A 14084-nucleotide genomic window follows, 5' to 3' on the forward strand; every position below is an offset into this window, starting at 1 on the left:
TAATTTGACTCAAATCAAAAATATAAAATTTAAAAAAAGTTTACTGTGTTTTTTAATTTTATCTGGAGCTTTGTTAAAAGCAGAAGAAAAATATCAACTTAATGATGTTGTGGTTAGTGCTAGTGGTTTTGAACAAGATTTGGTTGATGCGCCTGCTAGTATTTCTATCATTACAAAAGAAGAGCTTGAAAAAAAGCCAATTAAGGATATAGGAGAGGCTATAGGAGATATTCCAGGTGTAGATGTGACTATGAATAAAACAGGCACTTATGATTTTAGCATACGAGGTTTTGGTAGTTCTTATACTCTAGTTTTAATTGACGGAAAACGTCAAAGTGTTGCAAATGGGTTTTATGATAATGGTTTTAGCGGCAGTGAGTCAGGATATCTGCCACCTTTGTCTATGATAGAGCGTATTGAGGTTATACGTGGTCCAGCTTCTACACTTTATGGCAGTGATGCTGTAGGCGGTGTGGATAAATATTATCACTAAGAAAAATCCTGATAAAATCGAAGCAAATATAGAATTTAATACTCTTTTACAACAGCACTCTAATCACTATGGTAATGCTGAGGGATTTAATGCTTATGTAGCAACTCTTTTGATTGAAGATATATTATCAATTTCTGCAAGGTTGAAGTATTATGATAAGGCAGCTTCTGATTTAAAATGGCCTACACCGGTTTGGAATAATAACAATCAAAGACCTGATAATTATCAAATTGCTAGTCATAGTCCAGGTGCTTTTACTAGTTTAGGTTTTGGTTCTAGGCTTAATTGGACAGTAGATGATAAAAATAATATATATTTGATATAGAGCGATATATTAATGAAATTTCAGTGAATTCTACAAGTAGTAGGGCTATTAAAAGTGAAAGACAACTTTTTAAGGATAATATTGTTTTAAATCATGATGGTAACTATGATTTTGGTTCAACTAACTCATATTTACAATATGGTAGCACTAAGGATAAGGAGCTGCATAGCCAAATTTGGGTAGGAGAAGGTAAGGTTGTTTTACCTTGGAATTTAGGTCAATACGGTAATTTAGTAAATACCTTTGGTGCAAGGATTGATTATGAGATATTAAAAATGATCAAGCAAGCGCAGGTAGTCAAATAAGAGGTAAAAATCTTGATCAAACCGCGGTTGCGCTTTATGGGGAAAATGAGTATTTTATAACCGATGATTTGATTTTTACTACAGGTTTGCGTTATATTTATAGCGATTTGTTTGATTCTGAATTTACGCCTAGGGTTTATTTGGTTTATCACTTAAATGATAATATAGCCTTGAAAGGAGGTGTTTCAAAAGGCTATAAAACTCCTGCTGCCAAGCAGTTGACAAATGGATATTATAATTATGCTAATAATAATGCTTATTTTGGAAACCCTGACTTAAAACCAGAAGAAAGTATAAATTATGAATTGGGTGTTGATTTTATGGTATTTGATTTTGCACATTATTCTATTACAGGGTTTATTACTGATTTTACAAATCAAATCAGTAGTGAAGATTTAACAGGTATGCAAAATGATATTAATTGTAGCAATGGCATTGTTTGTAAGCGTCCTATTAATCTTGGAAAAACGCAGACTAAAGGTATAGAATTTGCATTTAATACCAAAACTTACAATGGCTTTAGCTTAAATTCAAGTTATACTTTTATGGATAATCGCTACAAAGATGGTCAAAAAAATTGGTTTGGTGGTGATAGAATAGAAAATTTACCAAGACATATAGCAATGTTAAAATTAAACTATGAGCGAGGTAAATTTAGTTCCTATATAAAAACACGAGCAAGACTTGATACTATAGCTAAAGCAAAAGGTGGCGGTAATGGTAGTCTGCCATGGCAAAAATATAAGCCTTTTTATATAGTAGATTTAGGGATAAATTATAAAATCAATAAGCAATCTAGCTTAAGTTTTGCAGTGCAAAATCTTTTTGATAAAAATTTCTTTGATCCGCAAGTTACAAGATGAGATGGGGCTAATCCTGCTGGATATGCAAATCGCTATCAAGATTATACAGAAGGAAGAAGTTTTTGGTTAAGTTATAAATATGATTTTTAATTTTTTAAGGCTTTAATCACCTTTATATTTTCAAAAAAGCAAAAATAAAGTACAATGTGAAAAATAAATAAAAGGTTTTATTATGGCGTTTAAAAATTTAAAAGAACTTTCTTTTGAAAAATCAAATTATATTAAGCCTAAGAGATTTGCTTATGAAAGTAATGGTAGGCTTTGCACTTGGGATTTTATAGAATCTAAAGATAGTGTTTCAGTGCTTTTGTATCATAAAGAATTAGAAAGTTTTATTTTTGTACGCCAATTTCGTATACCACTTTGGTATCATCAAATGCATGATAAAGATTATGTAAAAGATGATGATATGGGCTATACTATAGAGCTTTGTTCTGGGCTTGTGGATAAAAAATTATCTTTAGAGGAAATAGCAAAAGAAGAATGTATAGAAGAACTAGGATATGCTCCTAAAAATTTAGAAAAAATAGGAGATTTTTATACAGGGTTTGGTTCAGGTGTAAGCAAGCAAAGCTTTTATTTCGTAGAAGTTGATGAAAAAGATAAAATTTCTTCTGGAGGTGGAGTTGATGATGAAGAGATTGAAGCTGTTTATGTTAAGGTGCAGGATTTTGAAAAAAAATGTAAAAATATGATAAGAACGCCTTTGCTTGATTTTGCTTATATGTGGTTTTTAAAGGAAAAGTGGGGAAAATTAAAGATTATTTAGGTTAAACCTTAAAAAGGTTCAACCTAGGATTTTAATGATCTGACTCATCAAGCATTTCTTTAAATACATTGAAAAGATCAAGCGATGCATTTTCAGCAACTTCGCATTTATTAATTATGCTGTGTTGAGTAATATCTTTGCTAATATCTTCTGTATTTGCTATTGTTATAGCATTATTCATATTTTCATGAACTTTTTCATGTGGCTCGTTAATTTTTAAGAAGCTTTTATTTTGCCCAAATCTTTCTTTTCCTGTGCTAGCAAGCCATTTTCCTAAGCGACAAGATGTATGATCGGCTAATTGCTTTCCTGATTTGGAAAAAATTTCTTTATAACCATTTAATTTAAAAGCTATATGATCTAGTTTTGCTAAAGATACGAAAGCTTCTGAAGCGATACCAACTGCATTTGAATTAGTAGAATGCGCTTCATTTACTAAGTGAGTAAATTTTTCGGAAAAACTCATAATATGAGCATTAGAATCTATAGAAATTTTTTCAACTTGCTCACTTTGAGTATACATTTCATTTGCATTTTGCTTTAGAAGGTTGATATTCATTTCAACTTCTGTGGTTGCTTTTTGTGTTTTTTCAGCTAGTTTTCTTACTTCATCGGCAACAACAGCAAAACCACGCCCATGTTCACCTGCGCGTGCAGCTTCTATGGCAGCGTTAAGAGCTAAAAGATTGGTTTGATCGGAAACATCTTTAATTAGATTAATTACATTAGTAATTTCATCTACACTTCTATGCAATGTTCCTGCAACATCTCTTGTTTTATTGGCTGATTCTGTAATATTTCCCAAAGAGGCATTGATAGAATTAGCAATATGGTTAAGTTCATCCATTTCAGCAAGAGAAGTTTTAGAATAGCTAGAGATAACTTCTGCCTTATTTACATTTTCTAACATATCGCCTTGAATAATAGTAATATTTTTTAAAACCCCAGTTAATAAAACATTTAAAAGATCTGTTTTAAGTTTAGACTCTAAAGCCGCTTGTTCTAATGATGTAATTTTATTTTTTAATTCTAAATTTTCCGATTGAAATTTTTCAATTTTATGTGTAAGATTTTTATTTTCTTCTTCAAGTTTTTGAAGATCAGAATGGTTTATTTTACTTCCAAACATTGTTTTGCCTTATTTTTTATAATTTGCTAGATATTGGCTAAGTTCATCTTTTACATGAAGCTTTTCTTTTTTTAAAGTTGAAATTTCCATGCTGCTAAGAGAAGTTCTACCTTCTTCTGCATCTTTAATCATGTCATCAAGTTCATTATGACGATCAAATAGTTTATCAAAATGAGCATCTTTACCTTTTAGCTCTGACATTAATTCTCTATATTCATGTAGCATAAACTCTCCTTGTATTAGTGAAATTTAAAATTCATTTAACAAGGTATTTTACACTATTAAAAGATATTTTTAGCTTAAAAAATAATAAAATTAATAATAATTTTTAAATGTGTGTTATATAAGTGATTTATTAAAGTTTATTTTTAAATTGGAAATTTTAAAATTGAGGAATAAATCCTCAAAATTATTTAGAATTTTGTTTTTTTAGAGTTCTCAGAGTAGAAGCTGCGATTCTCATTTTTCTCGTGGTGCCATCTTCTAAAGTTACACGAACTGTTCTGAGATTAGGTAAAAAGCGTCTTTTTGTTTTATTGTTAGCATGGCTGACATTATTACCCACCATTGGACCCTTGCCTGTGATTTGACATACTCTTGCCATTTTCTTGTCCTTATGAAAATTTTTAAATGAAGATTCTATCAAAATTAAGCTTAAAATATTCCATAATTTATAGTTTTTTTAATATATAAGTCGATAAAATATTATTTATCACATTTATATATAGTTTAAGGTTTTGATCATGTATGTAGCTCCAAGTTTATTGTCTGCAAATTTTTTGAAATTAGAAGAAGAAGTTAAAGCTATTGAAGCTGCAGGTGCAGATCTTTTACATATTGATGTAATGGATGGACACTTTGTTCCAAATTTGACTTTCGGACCTTGCGTGATCGAAAAAATTTCAACTATTAGTAAGTTGCCATTAGATGTGCATTTGATGGTTAAAGATGTAAGTAAATTTATAGATCTTTTTATCCCTTTGAAACCAAAATTTATTTCTTTTCATATGGAAAGCGAAGTTCATCCTATAAGGCTTTGTGAATATATAAGAAGTCAAGGAATCCATCCTGCTATTGTTTTAAATCCACACACTCCTATTGATTCTATTAAACACATGCTAGAATTTGTAGATATGGTGCTTTTAATGAGTGTTAATCCTGGATTTGGTGGACAAAAATTTTTACCTTTGGTACATGAAAAAATCAAAGAATTACGCCAAATGATTGATAAAAAAAATGCTAAAGTTTTTATAGAGGTTGATGGTGGTGTTAATGGTTTAAATGCTAGCGATTTAGAGGAATCCGGAGCTGATATTTTGGTGGCTGGAAGTTATATTTTTTCTTCTAATGATTATAAAACTGCAATTTCATCTTTAAAGCTTGAATTTTGAGTTTACAGCAAATTGATCAGATTATTTCTATATTAAACAAGCAAAGCAAGCCTTATGATTGGGTGATGCAAGAGTTTGCCAAAGTTGAAGAATTAAAAAATTTTGATTTAGATTTGGAAACTTTTGAGCTTTTGGGTTTGGGCTTAACTTTGAATAAAGATAATATTTTTATCCTTAAAACACGCACAACAAAAATTAAAGATGAAATTTTTTGTATAGTAGATATAGAAAGTACTGGTGGTGTAAGTAAGGGGGAAATTTTAGAAATTGGAGCAGTAAAAATTCAAAATTCTAAAGAAATTGGACGCTTTCAAAGTTTTGTTAAAGTAAAAGAAATTCCAGAAAATATAACCGAACTTACGGGTATTACTTATGAGATGGTGGAAAATGCTCCAAGTTTAACAAAGGTTTTAAGTGATTTTAGGCTTTTTTTAAAAGACAGTATTTTTGTAGCACATAATGTGCGTTTTGATTATAGTTTTATTTCTAAGGCTTTAAATGAGTGTGGTTTTGGCATTTTACTTAATCGTCGTATTTGTACTATAGAATTTGCACAATGTTGTATAGAAAGTCCAAAATATAAACTAGAGGTTTTGAAAGAATTTCTGGGCGTGGAAAATACGCATCATAGGGCTTTAGATGATGCTTTGGCAGCTGCTGAAATTTTTAAATATTGCCTTGGAAAACTTCCCTATCATATAAAAACTACAGAAGAACTTATAAATTTTACAAAGACTGCCACGCATAAAGCAAAAATAAATATTTAAAGTGTATAATTAAGACATAAATGACGGGAGCTTGTGTAACAGGCTGAGAGTAAGCTAAAAGCTTAGACCGAACCGGATCTGGATAATGCCAGCGTCGGGAAGATTTATAAATTTCAATACTTTAAAAATTTATACTCACCCTTCATTTATCCAAATTTTTTAAAGGATAAATTTATGAAAACTCAAATGAATTATGCGAAAGAAGGTATTTTTACTAAAGAAATGCAGATTGTTGCACAAAAAGAAAATTTAAGTAAAGATTTTTTGCTTGAAAATATTGCTTGCGGTAAAATTATTATCCCTGCAAATATTAATCATAAAAGTCTTGATCCAAATGGTATAGGTTTTGGACTGCGTACTAAGGTTAATGTAAATTTAGGAGTTTCAAATGATTGCGTTGATTATAGCGAGGAAATGAAAAAAGTAGAGCTTGCTCATAAATTTGACATAGAAGCGATTATGGACTTAAGCAATTATGGCAAAACAAGTCGTTTTAGAGACGAGCTTGTTAATGTTTCAAAAGCTATGATAGGAACAGTTCCTGTATATGATGCGGTAGGATTTTTAGAAAAAGATTTAAAACAAATTGGTGCTAAAGACTTTTTAGATGTTGTATATCATCATGCTAAAAGTGGGGTTGATTTTATGACAATTCATGCAGGTATTAATTCTCGCGCAGCGCATATTTTTAAACAAAGTAAAAGACTTACAAATATAGTTTCAAGAGGAGGCTCTGTGCTTTATGCTTGGATGATGATGAAAGATGCTGAAAATCCTTTTTTTGAGTATTATGATGATTTGCTTGATATTTGTTTAAAATACGATGTAACTTTATCTTTGGGCGATGCTTTGCGTCCTGGCTCTACTCACGATGCAAGTGATGGGGCGCAAATTTCAGAGCTTATAGAATTGTCACTCCTTACTCAAAGAGCTTGGGATGTTGGGGTTCAAGTAATGATAGAAGGTCCAGGGCATATGGCTATTAATGAAATAGAGGCAAATATGCAATTAGAAAAGCGTTTATGCAAAGGAGCGCCTTTTTATGTCTTAGGACCTTTGGTAACAGATATTGGCGCAGGGTATGATCATATTAGTGGTGCTATTGGAGGAGCTGTGGCTGCAGCTAGCGGTGCTGATATGCTGTGTTATGTAACACCTGCTGAACACTTAAGACTTCCAAATTTAGAAGATGTTAGAGAGGGTATAGTTGCGACTAAAATTGCAGCTCATGCGGGAGATATAGCTAAACTTCCAAAAGAAAGAGCAAGAGATGATGAGATGAGTAAGGCTAGACAAGAGATAGATTGGGAGAAAATGTTTAAACTTGCTATTGATGGAGAAAAGGCTAAAAAAATGTTTAATGAGCGTCGCCCTGATGATTTAAACTCATGTTCCATGTGTGGAAAAATGTGTGCAATGAATACTATGAATCAAATTTTAAAAGGCGAAGATGTGAGTTTAGCTTGAATAAACTTTGAGAGTAAGATCTATAGAGATACCTTGCTCTCCTGCTTTAAGATTAAGTGGATAATCAAGCTTGATTAAGTTATTATAGTTTTTTAGAGCATCAATAAAATCATAAAGTCTTCTAGGATTGTTCATTGTCGCTTTAATAGCTAAGCGGTTTTTTAGATATTTTTCTTGTTTTTCGGGCTTAGTTTCTTGAATTTTTACATTTTGAAAATATTTTTGTAAAAAAATATCAAAATTTCCTATATTAAAATTTTGCTCAAATTGCTCTAAACTTTTGTTGTTTTCGCTTCTTAGAGTTGATATTTTATCTTCACTAAAGTCAAATTTTGATTTAGCGGCTTTTAAGATAGCAAGTTGTGAATTTTCTCTAAGATTTGCTTGTTTGTAATTTTTTAATGTCGGTAAAAGTAAAAATAAGATCAAGGCTGTGCAAACGCTTATAAAACTTAACGCGCAAATGATAAGCTTTAATAAATCAATTTCTTCTAGACTTTTATCTTTCATCTGCAACTCCTGGAATTTGTTTACTAATACTAACAAAACGATACCACCCATTATCTAAGCGATAATAGGTTGTATAGCTTTGATCAAAGATGCTTTTTAAAGGGGTTTCTAAAAGTAGAGTAAACATTTCTCTTGTAGGAGTGACTCCGATAAGTTTTAAGGAATATTCGTCTTGTTCAACACTTTCAAGAGTAATATTATCAGTTTTTACAATAATATCAAATAGATTTCTTAAGCTTTCTTTAACAATTTGATTTTGAGTGTTAAAATTTTTCGCTATTTGGCTTTGATCAAATAAAATTTCATAAAGCATTTCATTTTGCTTAGTTTGATTTTGAAGCACTATAACTTGTTGTTTTTCATCATCGATAGAGCTATTGATTAATGCAATTTTTATTGTATATGTAAAATATACTAGCAAGATAAATAATATACTAAAACCAAAAAGTCCTAGCCAAATTTTATCAAAGAGTGTGAAAATAGGTTTTTTTCTTGGCTGTATGAAGCTATAAGTCATTTAAGCTCCTTTTGCATCAATTCTATCATAAGATCTAAGGTGTTGATTTGTTTCGTTTTTATCTCTAAAAAAGTTTCACTTTCTAAAAAATCAATAGCACTTATGTTAATATCTGATTCGCTATATAATAAAATACCATTGATAAATACCCCAGCATATTTATCATCATTATAAAATTTTTCAATGCTCGTAATAATATAACGGCAAAGTTCCATATCATTGCTAAATTGATTTAATTCATCAAGATTAAAATTATCATTATTATCCAAAGTTTCAAGATTATTTTCTTGATCAAGTAGATCAAATTTATTATTTAAGGCTTCATTGAAGTTATCTAAGGTAACTTCGGTATCATCGTTGTTGTTTTCAATTTCTTGATTATCTTCTGATGGAAGTTCAAGCTCTAAACCTAATTCTTGCTCAAATATTTTAAAATCACCGTATAAGATAGTATTGCCTTTAGCAACAATAATTGCCAAAAGATGTCCTTGCTTAAATCCATAAAGTAAAATTTGATCATCAGGCTGTTTTTCTTTTTGCATATTGTAGTAAAGAAGAGCAAAAGGGGAATATAAAAAATCTAAACCTCTATATTCTTCAAAAAGCTCGCTATAATATTCTACATGTTCGGTAGCCGTATAAACAAGGGCATTATTAAACAAAATATGCTGTAAGCTGATTTTTCCTATATTAAAGTGCTCACAATCTTGAATATTTGTACTAGGTATTAATCCTTGTTCTTTGGCATCTAAAAATAAAGCAGTGTGGTAAAATAAGAAATGCTTGCTTAAATTTTTTACGTATTCTAATAAATTTTCGCTTTTATCAAAAGTTTTTTCATTGCTACTGATTAGTTTATTTCCTCTATAAATAGAAGCTTTTACAATATTTTTTTTATCTTCTAAAATAATACTAATAAAAAGTTGTGGAAATATTTTTTTAAGTAAAAATAACATTTCATTCCTTAAATTGATCAGCTAAGCTAATTTTATCAAATTGTTCCATTAGAAATTCTTTAGCTTTTTCTTTATCTAAAGATAAAATATCCAAAGGTTCACTTAGACTATAAGTAATCCTACTAAAAGGTTTTGGCAAGATCATCTTATCCCAACTTTTAAATTTCCAAAAACGATTTGCTTCATAGTTTAAAATTCTTATCTTTAGTTCTTTTTTTTGAGCCAAAATGATAGAACCATCTGAAATACTATGATAAGGCCCTCGTGGACCATCGGGCGTGATAATTATATCGTCATTTTGTTCTAAAACTTTAAATGCAGCTCTAAGTGCACTGCTAGCACCCCTTGAAGTGCTTCCTCTTACAGTATCAAGACCGAAAAGCTTGATGATTTTTGCAATTTGTTCTCCATCTTTATGGTGGGAGATCATGACATAGGCTTTTTTATTTTTTTGTCTATAATGTCTAAACGCAAAAGGCATGAGTGCTAATTTTCCATGCCAAAAAAGTATCACACCAGCTTTACGGTCAACTTTTTCACCTTTATAGTGCTTTTTACAGCTTAAAAAAATAAGCCATTGCAAGATGAAAATTATATATGTTAAGCAATGGATTTTAAACGATTTCCCCATATAAAACCATACGCTTTGCATTAGTTATTTTTACTTCTTTAAATTGCCCTAAAAGTTCTTCGCTACCTTCAACTTGAACTAAAAAATTATTATCTGTTCTTCCAGCAATGCTATTGCCTGCTCTTAATTCTTCAAATAAAACTTTAAAAGTTTTATTTTCTTGTTTTTTTACAATTTCATCTAAAATTTCACTATGACGATTTTGTAAGGTGCCAAGTCTTCTTGAAGCTGTTTCTTCATCGATTTGATTAGGCATGGTTGCGGCTTTTGTTAAAGGGCGTTTGGAGTATTTAAAAGAAAAAATTTGTTCAAAACGCACTTTTTCCAAAACATCCATAGTTTCTTCAAAATCTTTTTCACTTTCCCCTGGAAAAGCTACAATAATGTCTGTAGAAATGCTAACATTTGGACAAAGTTCTCTAAGTTTTAAAGCTCTATTTAAATACCATTCTTTAGTATAGCCACGCTTCATAGCTTTTAAAATTTCACTTGAGCCGCTTTGTAAAGGCATGTGCATGGATTTGCAAACTTTTGGATTATTGGCAAAAACTTCTAAAAATTTATCATCCATGTGCAAAGGATGTGGACTTGTAAAGCGAATGCGTTCCAAACCTTCTATAGTGCTAAGTTCTTCTAAAAGATCTGAAAAGTCCATTTTTTTATGTTCGTTTCTAAATCTTTTGCCATAGTTATTGACATTTTGTCCTAGCAAGAAAATCTCTTTAGCGCCTTTTTCAATAGCTTTTTGAGCTTCTTTGTAGATGATGTTAAAAGGTATGGAAATTTCATCTCCTCTAGTATGTGGCACTATACAATAAGTGCAGTGTTTGTCACAACCTATGGAGATATTAATATAGGATTTATAAATACTATTTCTAAAATCTGCAAAAGCAAATTCACTTTCATCATAGTCTATGTCCACGCCCATAAATTTTGGAGTTTTTATAGCTTGAGTGATTTTGGAAATATTTCTTGCTCCTAGAACAAAATCCACATAAGGAGCACGTTTGAAAATTTCATTTCCCAAATGCGATGCAGTACATCCACAAACTCCTATTTTAGCACCTTCTTTTTTAACTTTTTCAAAACCACCTACTTCTGAGAAAAGTTTATGCACAGGTTTTTCACGCACTGAACAGGTATTGATAAGAATAAGATCTGCTTCTTTGATATCTTCTGTTAGTGCGTAATTTTCTTTTTGTGTTAATTCTGCGATCATATGCTCAGAATCTCTAACATTCATCGCACAACCTAAAGTTTGGATAAAAAGTTTTTTAGCACTCAAAGAATATGTACCTCATACATAAAATCATTATCATCAAGTCCGTATTTTACGGTTCTATGATAAATGCTTACTCCTTTTTTTTCAAAATGATTTACAAGGGCAATGAGTTGTTTGTGTGTATTATCTTTATCAAAATAAAAAAACTTTTGTCCTTCTTTTTCTATAGCCTCTTCGATTTTTTCTAGGCTAATATTTTTAGGTTTTTCATTAATCAAAGTTCTTGCCAATTTTAATTCCATAGCTAAATCCTTAAGAATTTTCATTTTAATCTATAATTTTAGCAAATTTTACTTTTAATTAAACTTATTAAGGATATAATTTTTATCTACATTTTTAAATTTCCCACAAAAAAGGTTTTATAAAATATGGAAAAGATAGCAGATATTATCGAATCTATTGCTAATGAAAAAAATTTAAACTTAGAGAATGTAAGAGAAAAGGTAGCTACCGCTTTAATCAATACTGCAAAAAGAATTTATGGACAAGAATATGAGTTTTTTGTGGATCCTAAAAATTTAAATCTTTATCAAAAAATTACCATAGTAGCAGATAATGACGAGAGATTGCAAAATAAAAGTGAGAGTTTTATCGCGTTAAGTAAGGCAAAATCAGAAGCTCCAGATGTTGAAATAGGAGATGAATTAACCTATGAATGTTCTTTGGAAAATTTAGGAAGAACTGCGGTAAATACCTTGCATAAAGAACTTGAATATCATATACAAAAATTATTAGAACAAACTATTTTTGAAAAATATAAAAACAAAGTAGGGCAAATGGTTTTTGGTACAGTTGTTAGAGTGGATAATGAAGAAAATACTTTTATTGAAATAGATGAATTAAGAGCTTTTTTACCGAGAAAAAATCGCATTAAAGGGGAAAAATTTAAAATAGGTGATGTGGTAAAAGCTGTGATACGCCGTGTTTATACAGATAAAGGTATTAAAATCGAGCTTAGTCGTACAAGTCCTAAATTTTTAGAATGTTTACTTGAAGCTGAGGTTCCAGAAATCAAAGATGGTTATGTCAATATTATAGGATGTGCTAGAATTCCAGGTGAAAGAGCAAAAATCATTCTTCAGGCCAATGGAGCAAATATCGATCCTGTAGGAGCTACAGTAGGTGTTAAAGGTGTAAGAATTAATGCGGTAAGCAAAGAGCTTCATAATGAAAATATTGATTGTATAGAATTTACAAATGAGAGTGAAATTTTAATTTCTCGTGCCTTGGCTCCTGCTATTGTAAATTCTGTAAAAATTGAAGATAAAAAAGCTATTGTAAGTTTAAATAGCGAACAAAAAAGCAAAGCTATAGGAAAAAATGGTATTAATATTCGCCTTGCTTCTATGTTAAGTGGTTATGAAATAGAGCTCAATGAATTAAGCTCATCGCAGCTAAATAATGCCATCAGCAATGAAGAAGCAATGAAAAATCTTCAAGATTTGTTTAAAATTTAAAATATTTGTGAATTTTCACAAATATTTTTTATAAAACCACTTCCAATAAAATGCCGCAAAGATAAAAATCATACCCAATAAACCTGTAATCAGTTTTAAACTCAAGCCTATTTCAAATAAAAAGCCCATAAGCATTGAAATAATAGCGCTAAAACTAAGATAAATCATATCTGTATAAGCGATCACTCTACCATGATATTCTTTGTCAGCATTTTTTTGTATCATGGTGTAGGTATAAGCCCAAAGCGCTGAGGTAAAAAAACCTGCACCAATTAAACCTAAAAAAGAAATATAAAAATTAAATTGAGTTAAAGCCCAAAGTATAATACCCAAGCCTTGACCAAGATACATATAAAATAAATTTTTATTATTAATAAATTTGCTTAAAACCATAGGCCCTATAGCTAAAGAACAAGCACGTACCGCATTTAAAAACCCTATTACTAAAGCAGCAGATAAAACTTCTTTGTATTGATGTTGTGCTAAAAGCGTAACCAAGGTTTCATAAGCAGTTAAACCTATAAAAGCGTGAAGCAAGATAAGATGAAAAATTATTTTATTATTTAAAACATAGAAAAATCCTTCTTTTATCATAGTAAAAAAGCGACTTTGTGTTTTGTGATGAAAATCAGGAATGCTTAATCTTACTAAAAAAGAAATGCCTATGAGTATAAGCATACAGTCAAATAAAAAAGCGGTTTTAACTCCTAGAAAATAAATAAAAATTCCCGCACTTGCCATACCTGCTGTATAAGAAATCGCCCAAATGACACTGTGCATTTCATTAGCGAGTTTAAGTTCTTGAGGGGTTAAAATTTTGGCCAATAAACTCATTTCAGCTTGAAAATAAATCGAAGCAACACAAAGTCTTATGAAAATTAAAATAAACAAAAGCCAAAGCATACTAAGATTTGTGACAAAAATAAGACAAAAAATAGAAATTAATTCTATGCTAATCATGCTGAGTAAAAGTTTTTTAGGTTTATTTTTCTCTACTATGACGCCATTAATAGGAGCAAGTAAAACTCCAGGTAAAAAAGCAAGCATAGCACTTGTAGCTGTTGCCCAAGTAGGAGCATTAAGCTCAACCAAAAGGGTAAAAACTCCTGTTTGAGAAAACCATGCTCCAAAATATACTATAAACTGAACCGAAGCTAATATTCTGATATTTTTATTATTTTTTAATAGTTCAATGTAATTCATAAGCGAAACTATAGCATAA

General features: G+C 30.4%; 15 protein-coding genes, 1 pseudogene and 1 riboswitch. Of the genes and pseudogenes, 6 read left to right on the forward strand and 10 right to left on the reverse strand.

The features are described from left to right. Positions 1 to 4: 4 nt before the first annotated feature. Both FBF06_RS02190 and FBF06_RS02195 read left to right on the forward strand, forming a co-directional pair. A pseudogene (locus FBF06_RS02190) lies at positions 5 to 2076 on the forward strand (TonB-dependent receptor). A gap of 82 nt (positions 2077 to 2158) precedes the next feature. Next, the gene (locus FBF06_RS02195; RefSeq protein ID WP_002855131.1) at positions 2159 to 2755 is read left to right on the forward strand and encodes an NUDIX domain-containing protein; all 597 of its coding nucleotides are present in this window, start codon (positions 2159 to 2161) and stop codon (positions 2753 to 2755) included. Between the two features lie 31 nt (positions 2756 to 2786). Here the strand turns inward: FBF06_RS02195 and FBF06_RS02200 are convergent, their stop codons facing one another. The 3 genes from FBF06_RS02200 to rpmB all read right to left on the reverse strand — a co-directional run bounded on the left by FBF06_RS02200 (position 2787) and on the right by rpmB (position 4488). Next, positions 2787 to 3884: a methyl-accepting chemotaxis protein gene (locus tag FBF06_RS02200; RefSeq protein WP_002858516.1), complete on the reverse strand. Its 1098-nt coding sequence runs from the start codon at positions 3882 to 3884 to the stop codon at positions 2787 to 2789. A 9-nt stretch (positions 3885 to 3893) separates the two neighbouring features. Beyond that, on the reverse strand, positions 3894 to 4109 hold the full coding sequence (locus tag FBF06_RS02205; RefSeq protein ID WP_002855201.1) for a YdcH family protein: 216 nt from the start codon (positions 4107 to 4109) through the stop codon (positions 3894 to 3896). Positions 4110 to 4293: 184 nt separating this feature from the next. After that, on the reverse strand, positions 4294 to 4488 hold the full coding sequence (rpmB, locus tag FBF06_RS02210; protein WP_002854974.1) for a 50S ribosomal protein L28: 195 nt from the start codon (positions 4486 to 4488) through the stop codon (positions 4294 to 4296). 139 nt (positions 4489 to 4627) lie between these two features. Here rpmB and rpe point away from each other — a divergent pair, with 139 nt between their 5' ends. The 3 genes from rpe to thiC all read left to right on the forward strand — a co-directional run bounded on the left by rpe (position 4628) and on the right by thiC (position 7509). Next, positions 4628 to 5275 carry a ribulose-phosphate 3-epimerase gene (gene rpe, locus FBF06_RS02215; RefSeq protein WP_002859889.1) on the forward strand — a complete coding sequence of 216 codons (648 nt, stop codon included), beginning with the start codon at positions 4628 to 4630 and terminating at the stop codon, positions 5273 to 5275. Then, the gene (locus FBF06_RS02220; RefSeq protein ID WP_002867619.1) at positions 5272 to 6042 is read left to right on the forward strand and encodes a 3'-5' exonuclease; all 771 of its coding nucleotides are present in this window, start codon (positions 5272 to 5274) and stop codon (positions 6040 to 6042) included. Before rpe ends, FBF06_RS02220 begins: the two co-directional genes overlap by 4 nt. A 13-nt stretch (positions 6043 to 6055) precedes the next feature. Beyond that, positions 6056 to 6160: riboswitch (TPP riboswitch) on the forward strand. A 56-nt stretch (positions 6161 to 6216) separates the two neighbouring features. Beyond that, positions 6217 to 7509 carry a phosphomethylpyrimidine synthase ThiC gene (thiC, locus tag FBF06_RS02225; protein WP_002867618.1) on the forward strand — a complete coding sequence of 431 codons (1293 nt, stop codon included), beginning with the start codon at positions 6217 to 6219 and terminating at the stop codon, positions 7507 to 7509. On the opposite strand, the gene FBF06_RS02230 is transcribed toward thiC, so the two are convergent. From FBF06_RS02230 to FBF06_RS02255, 6 genes are read right to left on the reverse strand one after another with little or no spacing between them, the layout of a single operon-like run. Further along, positions 7501 to 8019 (reverse strand): hypothetical protein, encoded by a 519-nt coding sequence (locus FBF06_RS02230; protein ID WP_002868197.1) that lies wholly within the window; start codon positions 8017 to 8019, stop codon positions 7501 to 7503. The two genes, thiC and FBF06_RS02230, sit on opposite strands and share 9 nt — an antisense overlap. Beyond that, complete coding sequence (locus tag FBF06_RS02235; protein ID WP_002858498.1) at positions 8009 to 8536, reverse strand: hypothetical protein; 528 nt, start codon at positions 8534 to 8536, stop codon at positions 8009 to 8011. The genes FBF06_RS02230 and FBF06_RS02235 overlap by 11 nt, the downstream gene beginning before the upstream one ends. Next, positions 8533 to 9492, reverse strand: coding sequence for a hypothetical protein (locus tag FBF06_RS02240; RefSeq protein WP_002868795.1), 960 nt, complete (start codon positions 9490 to 9492; stop codon positions 8533 to 8535). The genes FBF06_RS02235 and FBF06_RS02240 overlap by 4 nt, the downstream gene beginning before the upstream one ends. Before the next feature lies 1 nt (position 9493). Beyond that, positions 9494 to 10123: a lysophospholipid acyltransferase family protein gene (locus tag FBF06_RS02245; RefSeq protein WP_032582525.1), complete on the reverse strand. Its 630-nt coding sequence runs from the start codon at positions 10121 to 10123 to the stop codon at positions 9494 to 9496. Continuing rightward, positions 10107 to 11408 carry a tRNA (N6-isopentenyl adenosine(37)-C2)-methylthiotransferase MiaB gene (gene miaB / locus FBF06_RS02250; RefSeq protein WP_052795889.1) on the reverse strand — a complete coding sequence of 434 codons (1302 nt, stop codon included), beginning with the start codon at positions 11406 to 11408 and terminating at the stop codon, positions 10107 to 10109. The genes FBF06_RS02245 and miaB overlap by 17 nt, the downstream gene beginning before the upstream one ends. Beyond that, positions 11405 to 11647 carry an HP0268 family nuclease gene (locus tag FBF06_RS02255; RefSeq protein ID WP_002851103.1) on the reverse strand — a complete coding sequence of 81 codons (243 nt, stop codon included), beginning with the start codon at positions 11645 to 11647 and terminating at the stop codon, positions 11405 to 11407. Before FBF06_RS02255 ends, miaB begins: the two co-directional genes overlap by 4 nt. A gap of 126 nt (positions 11648 to 11773) precedes the next feature. Here FBF06_RS02255 and nusA point away from each other — a divergent pair, with 126 nt between their 5' ends. Beyond that, a complete protein-coding gene (gene nusA, locus FBF06_RS02260) occupies positions 11774 to 12862 on the forward strand; it encodes a transcription termination factor NusA (protein ID WP_002859895.1) in 1089 nt (362 codons plus the stop codon). 15 nt (positions 12863 to 12877) lie between these two features. Here the strand turns inward: nusA and FBF06_RS02265 are convergent, their stop codons facing one another. Further along, positions 12878 to 14065, reverse strand: coding sequence for an MFS transporter (locus FBF06_RS02265; RefSeq protein WP_168977514.1), 1188 nt, complete (start codon positions 14063 to 14065; stop codon positions 12878 to 12880). Positions 14066 to 14084: the final 19 nt, after the last annotated feature.

Origin of the sequence: Campylobacter sp. CFSAN093227 (genome assembly GCF_012897855.1) — a bacterium.
Lineage (GTDB): Bacteria > Campylobacterota > Campylobacteria > Campylobacterales > Campylobacteraceae > Campylobacter_D > Campylobacter_D jejuni.

Bases quoted from the DNA above. Each gene is read 5' to 3' on its own strand.
- FBF06_RS02240 (WP_002868795.1), bottom strand. From the start codon at position 9,492: ATGTTATTTTTACTTAAAAAAATATTTCCACAACTTTTTATTAGTATT.
- FBF06_RS02195 (WP_002855131.1), top strand. From the start codon at position 2,159: ATGGCGTTTAAAAATTTAAAAGAACTTTCTTTTGAAAAATCAAATTAT.
- rpe (WP_002859889.1), top strand. From the start codon at position 4,628: ATGTATGTAGCTCCAAGTTTATTGTCTGCAAATTTTTTGAAATTAGAA.
- FBF06_RS02245 (WP_032582525.1), bottom strand. From the start codon at position 10,123: ATGGGGAAATCGTTTAAAATCCATTGCTTAACATATATAATTTTCATC.
- FBF06_RS02255 (WP_002851103.1), bottom strand. From the start codon at position 11,647: ATGGAATTAAAATTGGCAAGAACTTTGATTAATGAAAAACCTAAAAAT.
- FBF06_RS02230 (WP_002868197.1), bottom strand. From the start codon at position 8,019: ATGAAAGATAAAAGTCTAGAAGAAATTGATTTATTAAAGCTTATCATT.
- rpmB (WP_002854974.1), bottom strand. From the start codon at position 4,488: ATGGCAAGAGTATGTCAAATCACAGGCAAGGGTCCAATGGTGGGTAAT.
- FBF06_RS02205 (WP_002855201.1), bottom strand. From the start codon at position 4,109: ATGCTACATGAATATAGAGAATTAATGTCAGAGCTAAAAGGTAAAGAT.
- FBF06_RS02265 (WP_168977514.1), bottom strand. From the start codon at position 14,065: ATGAATTACATTGAACTATTAAAAAATAATAAAAATATCAGAATATTA.
- FBF06_RS02200 (WP_002858516.1), bottom strand. From the start codon at position 3,884: ATGTTTGGAAGTAAAATAAACCATTCTGATCTTCAAAAACTTGAAGAA.
- thiC (WP_002867618.1), top strand. From the start codon at position 6,217: ATGAAAACTCAAATGAATTATGCGAAAGAAGGTATTTTTACTAAAGAA.
- nusA (WP_002859895.1), top strand. From the start codon at position 11,774: ATGGAAAAGATAGCAGATATTATCGAATCTATTGCTAATGAAAAAAAT.
- FBF06_RS02235 (WP_002858498.1), bottom strand. From the start codon at position 8,536: ATGACTTATAGCTTCATACAGCCAAGAAAAAAACCTATTTTCACACTC.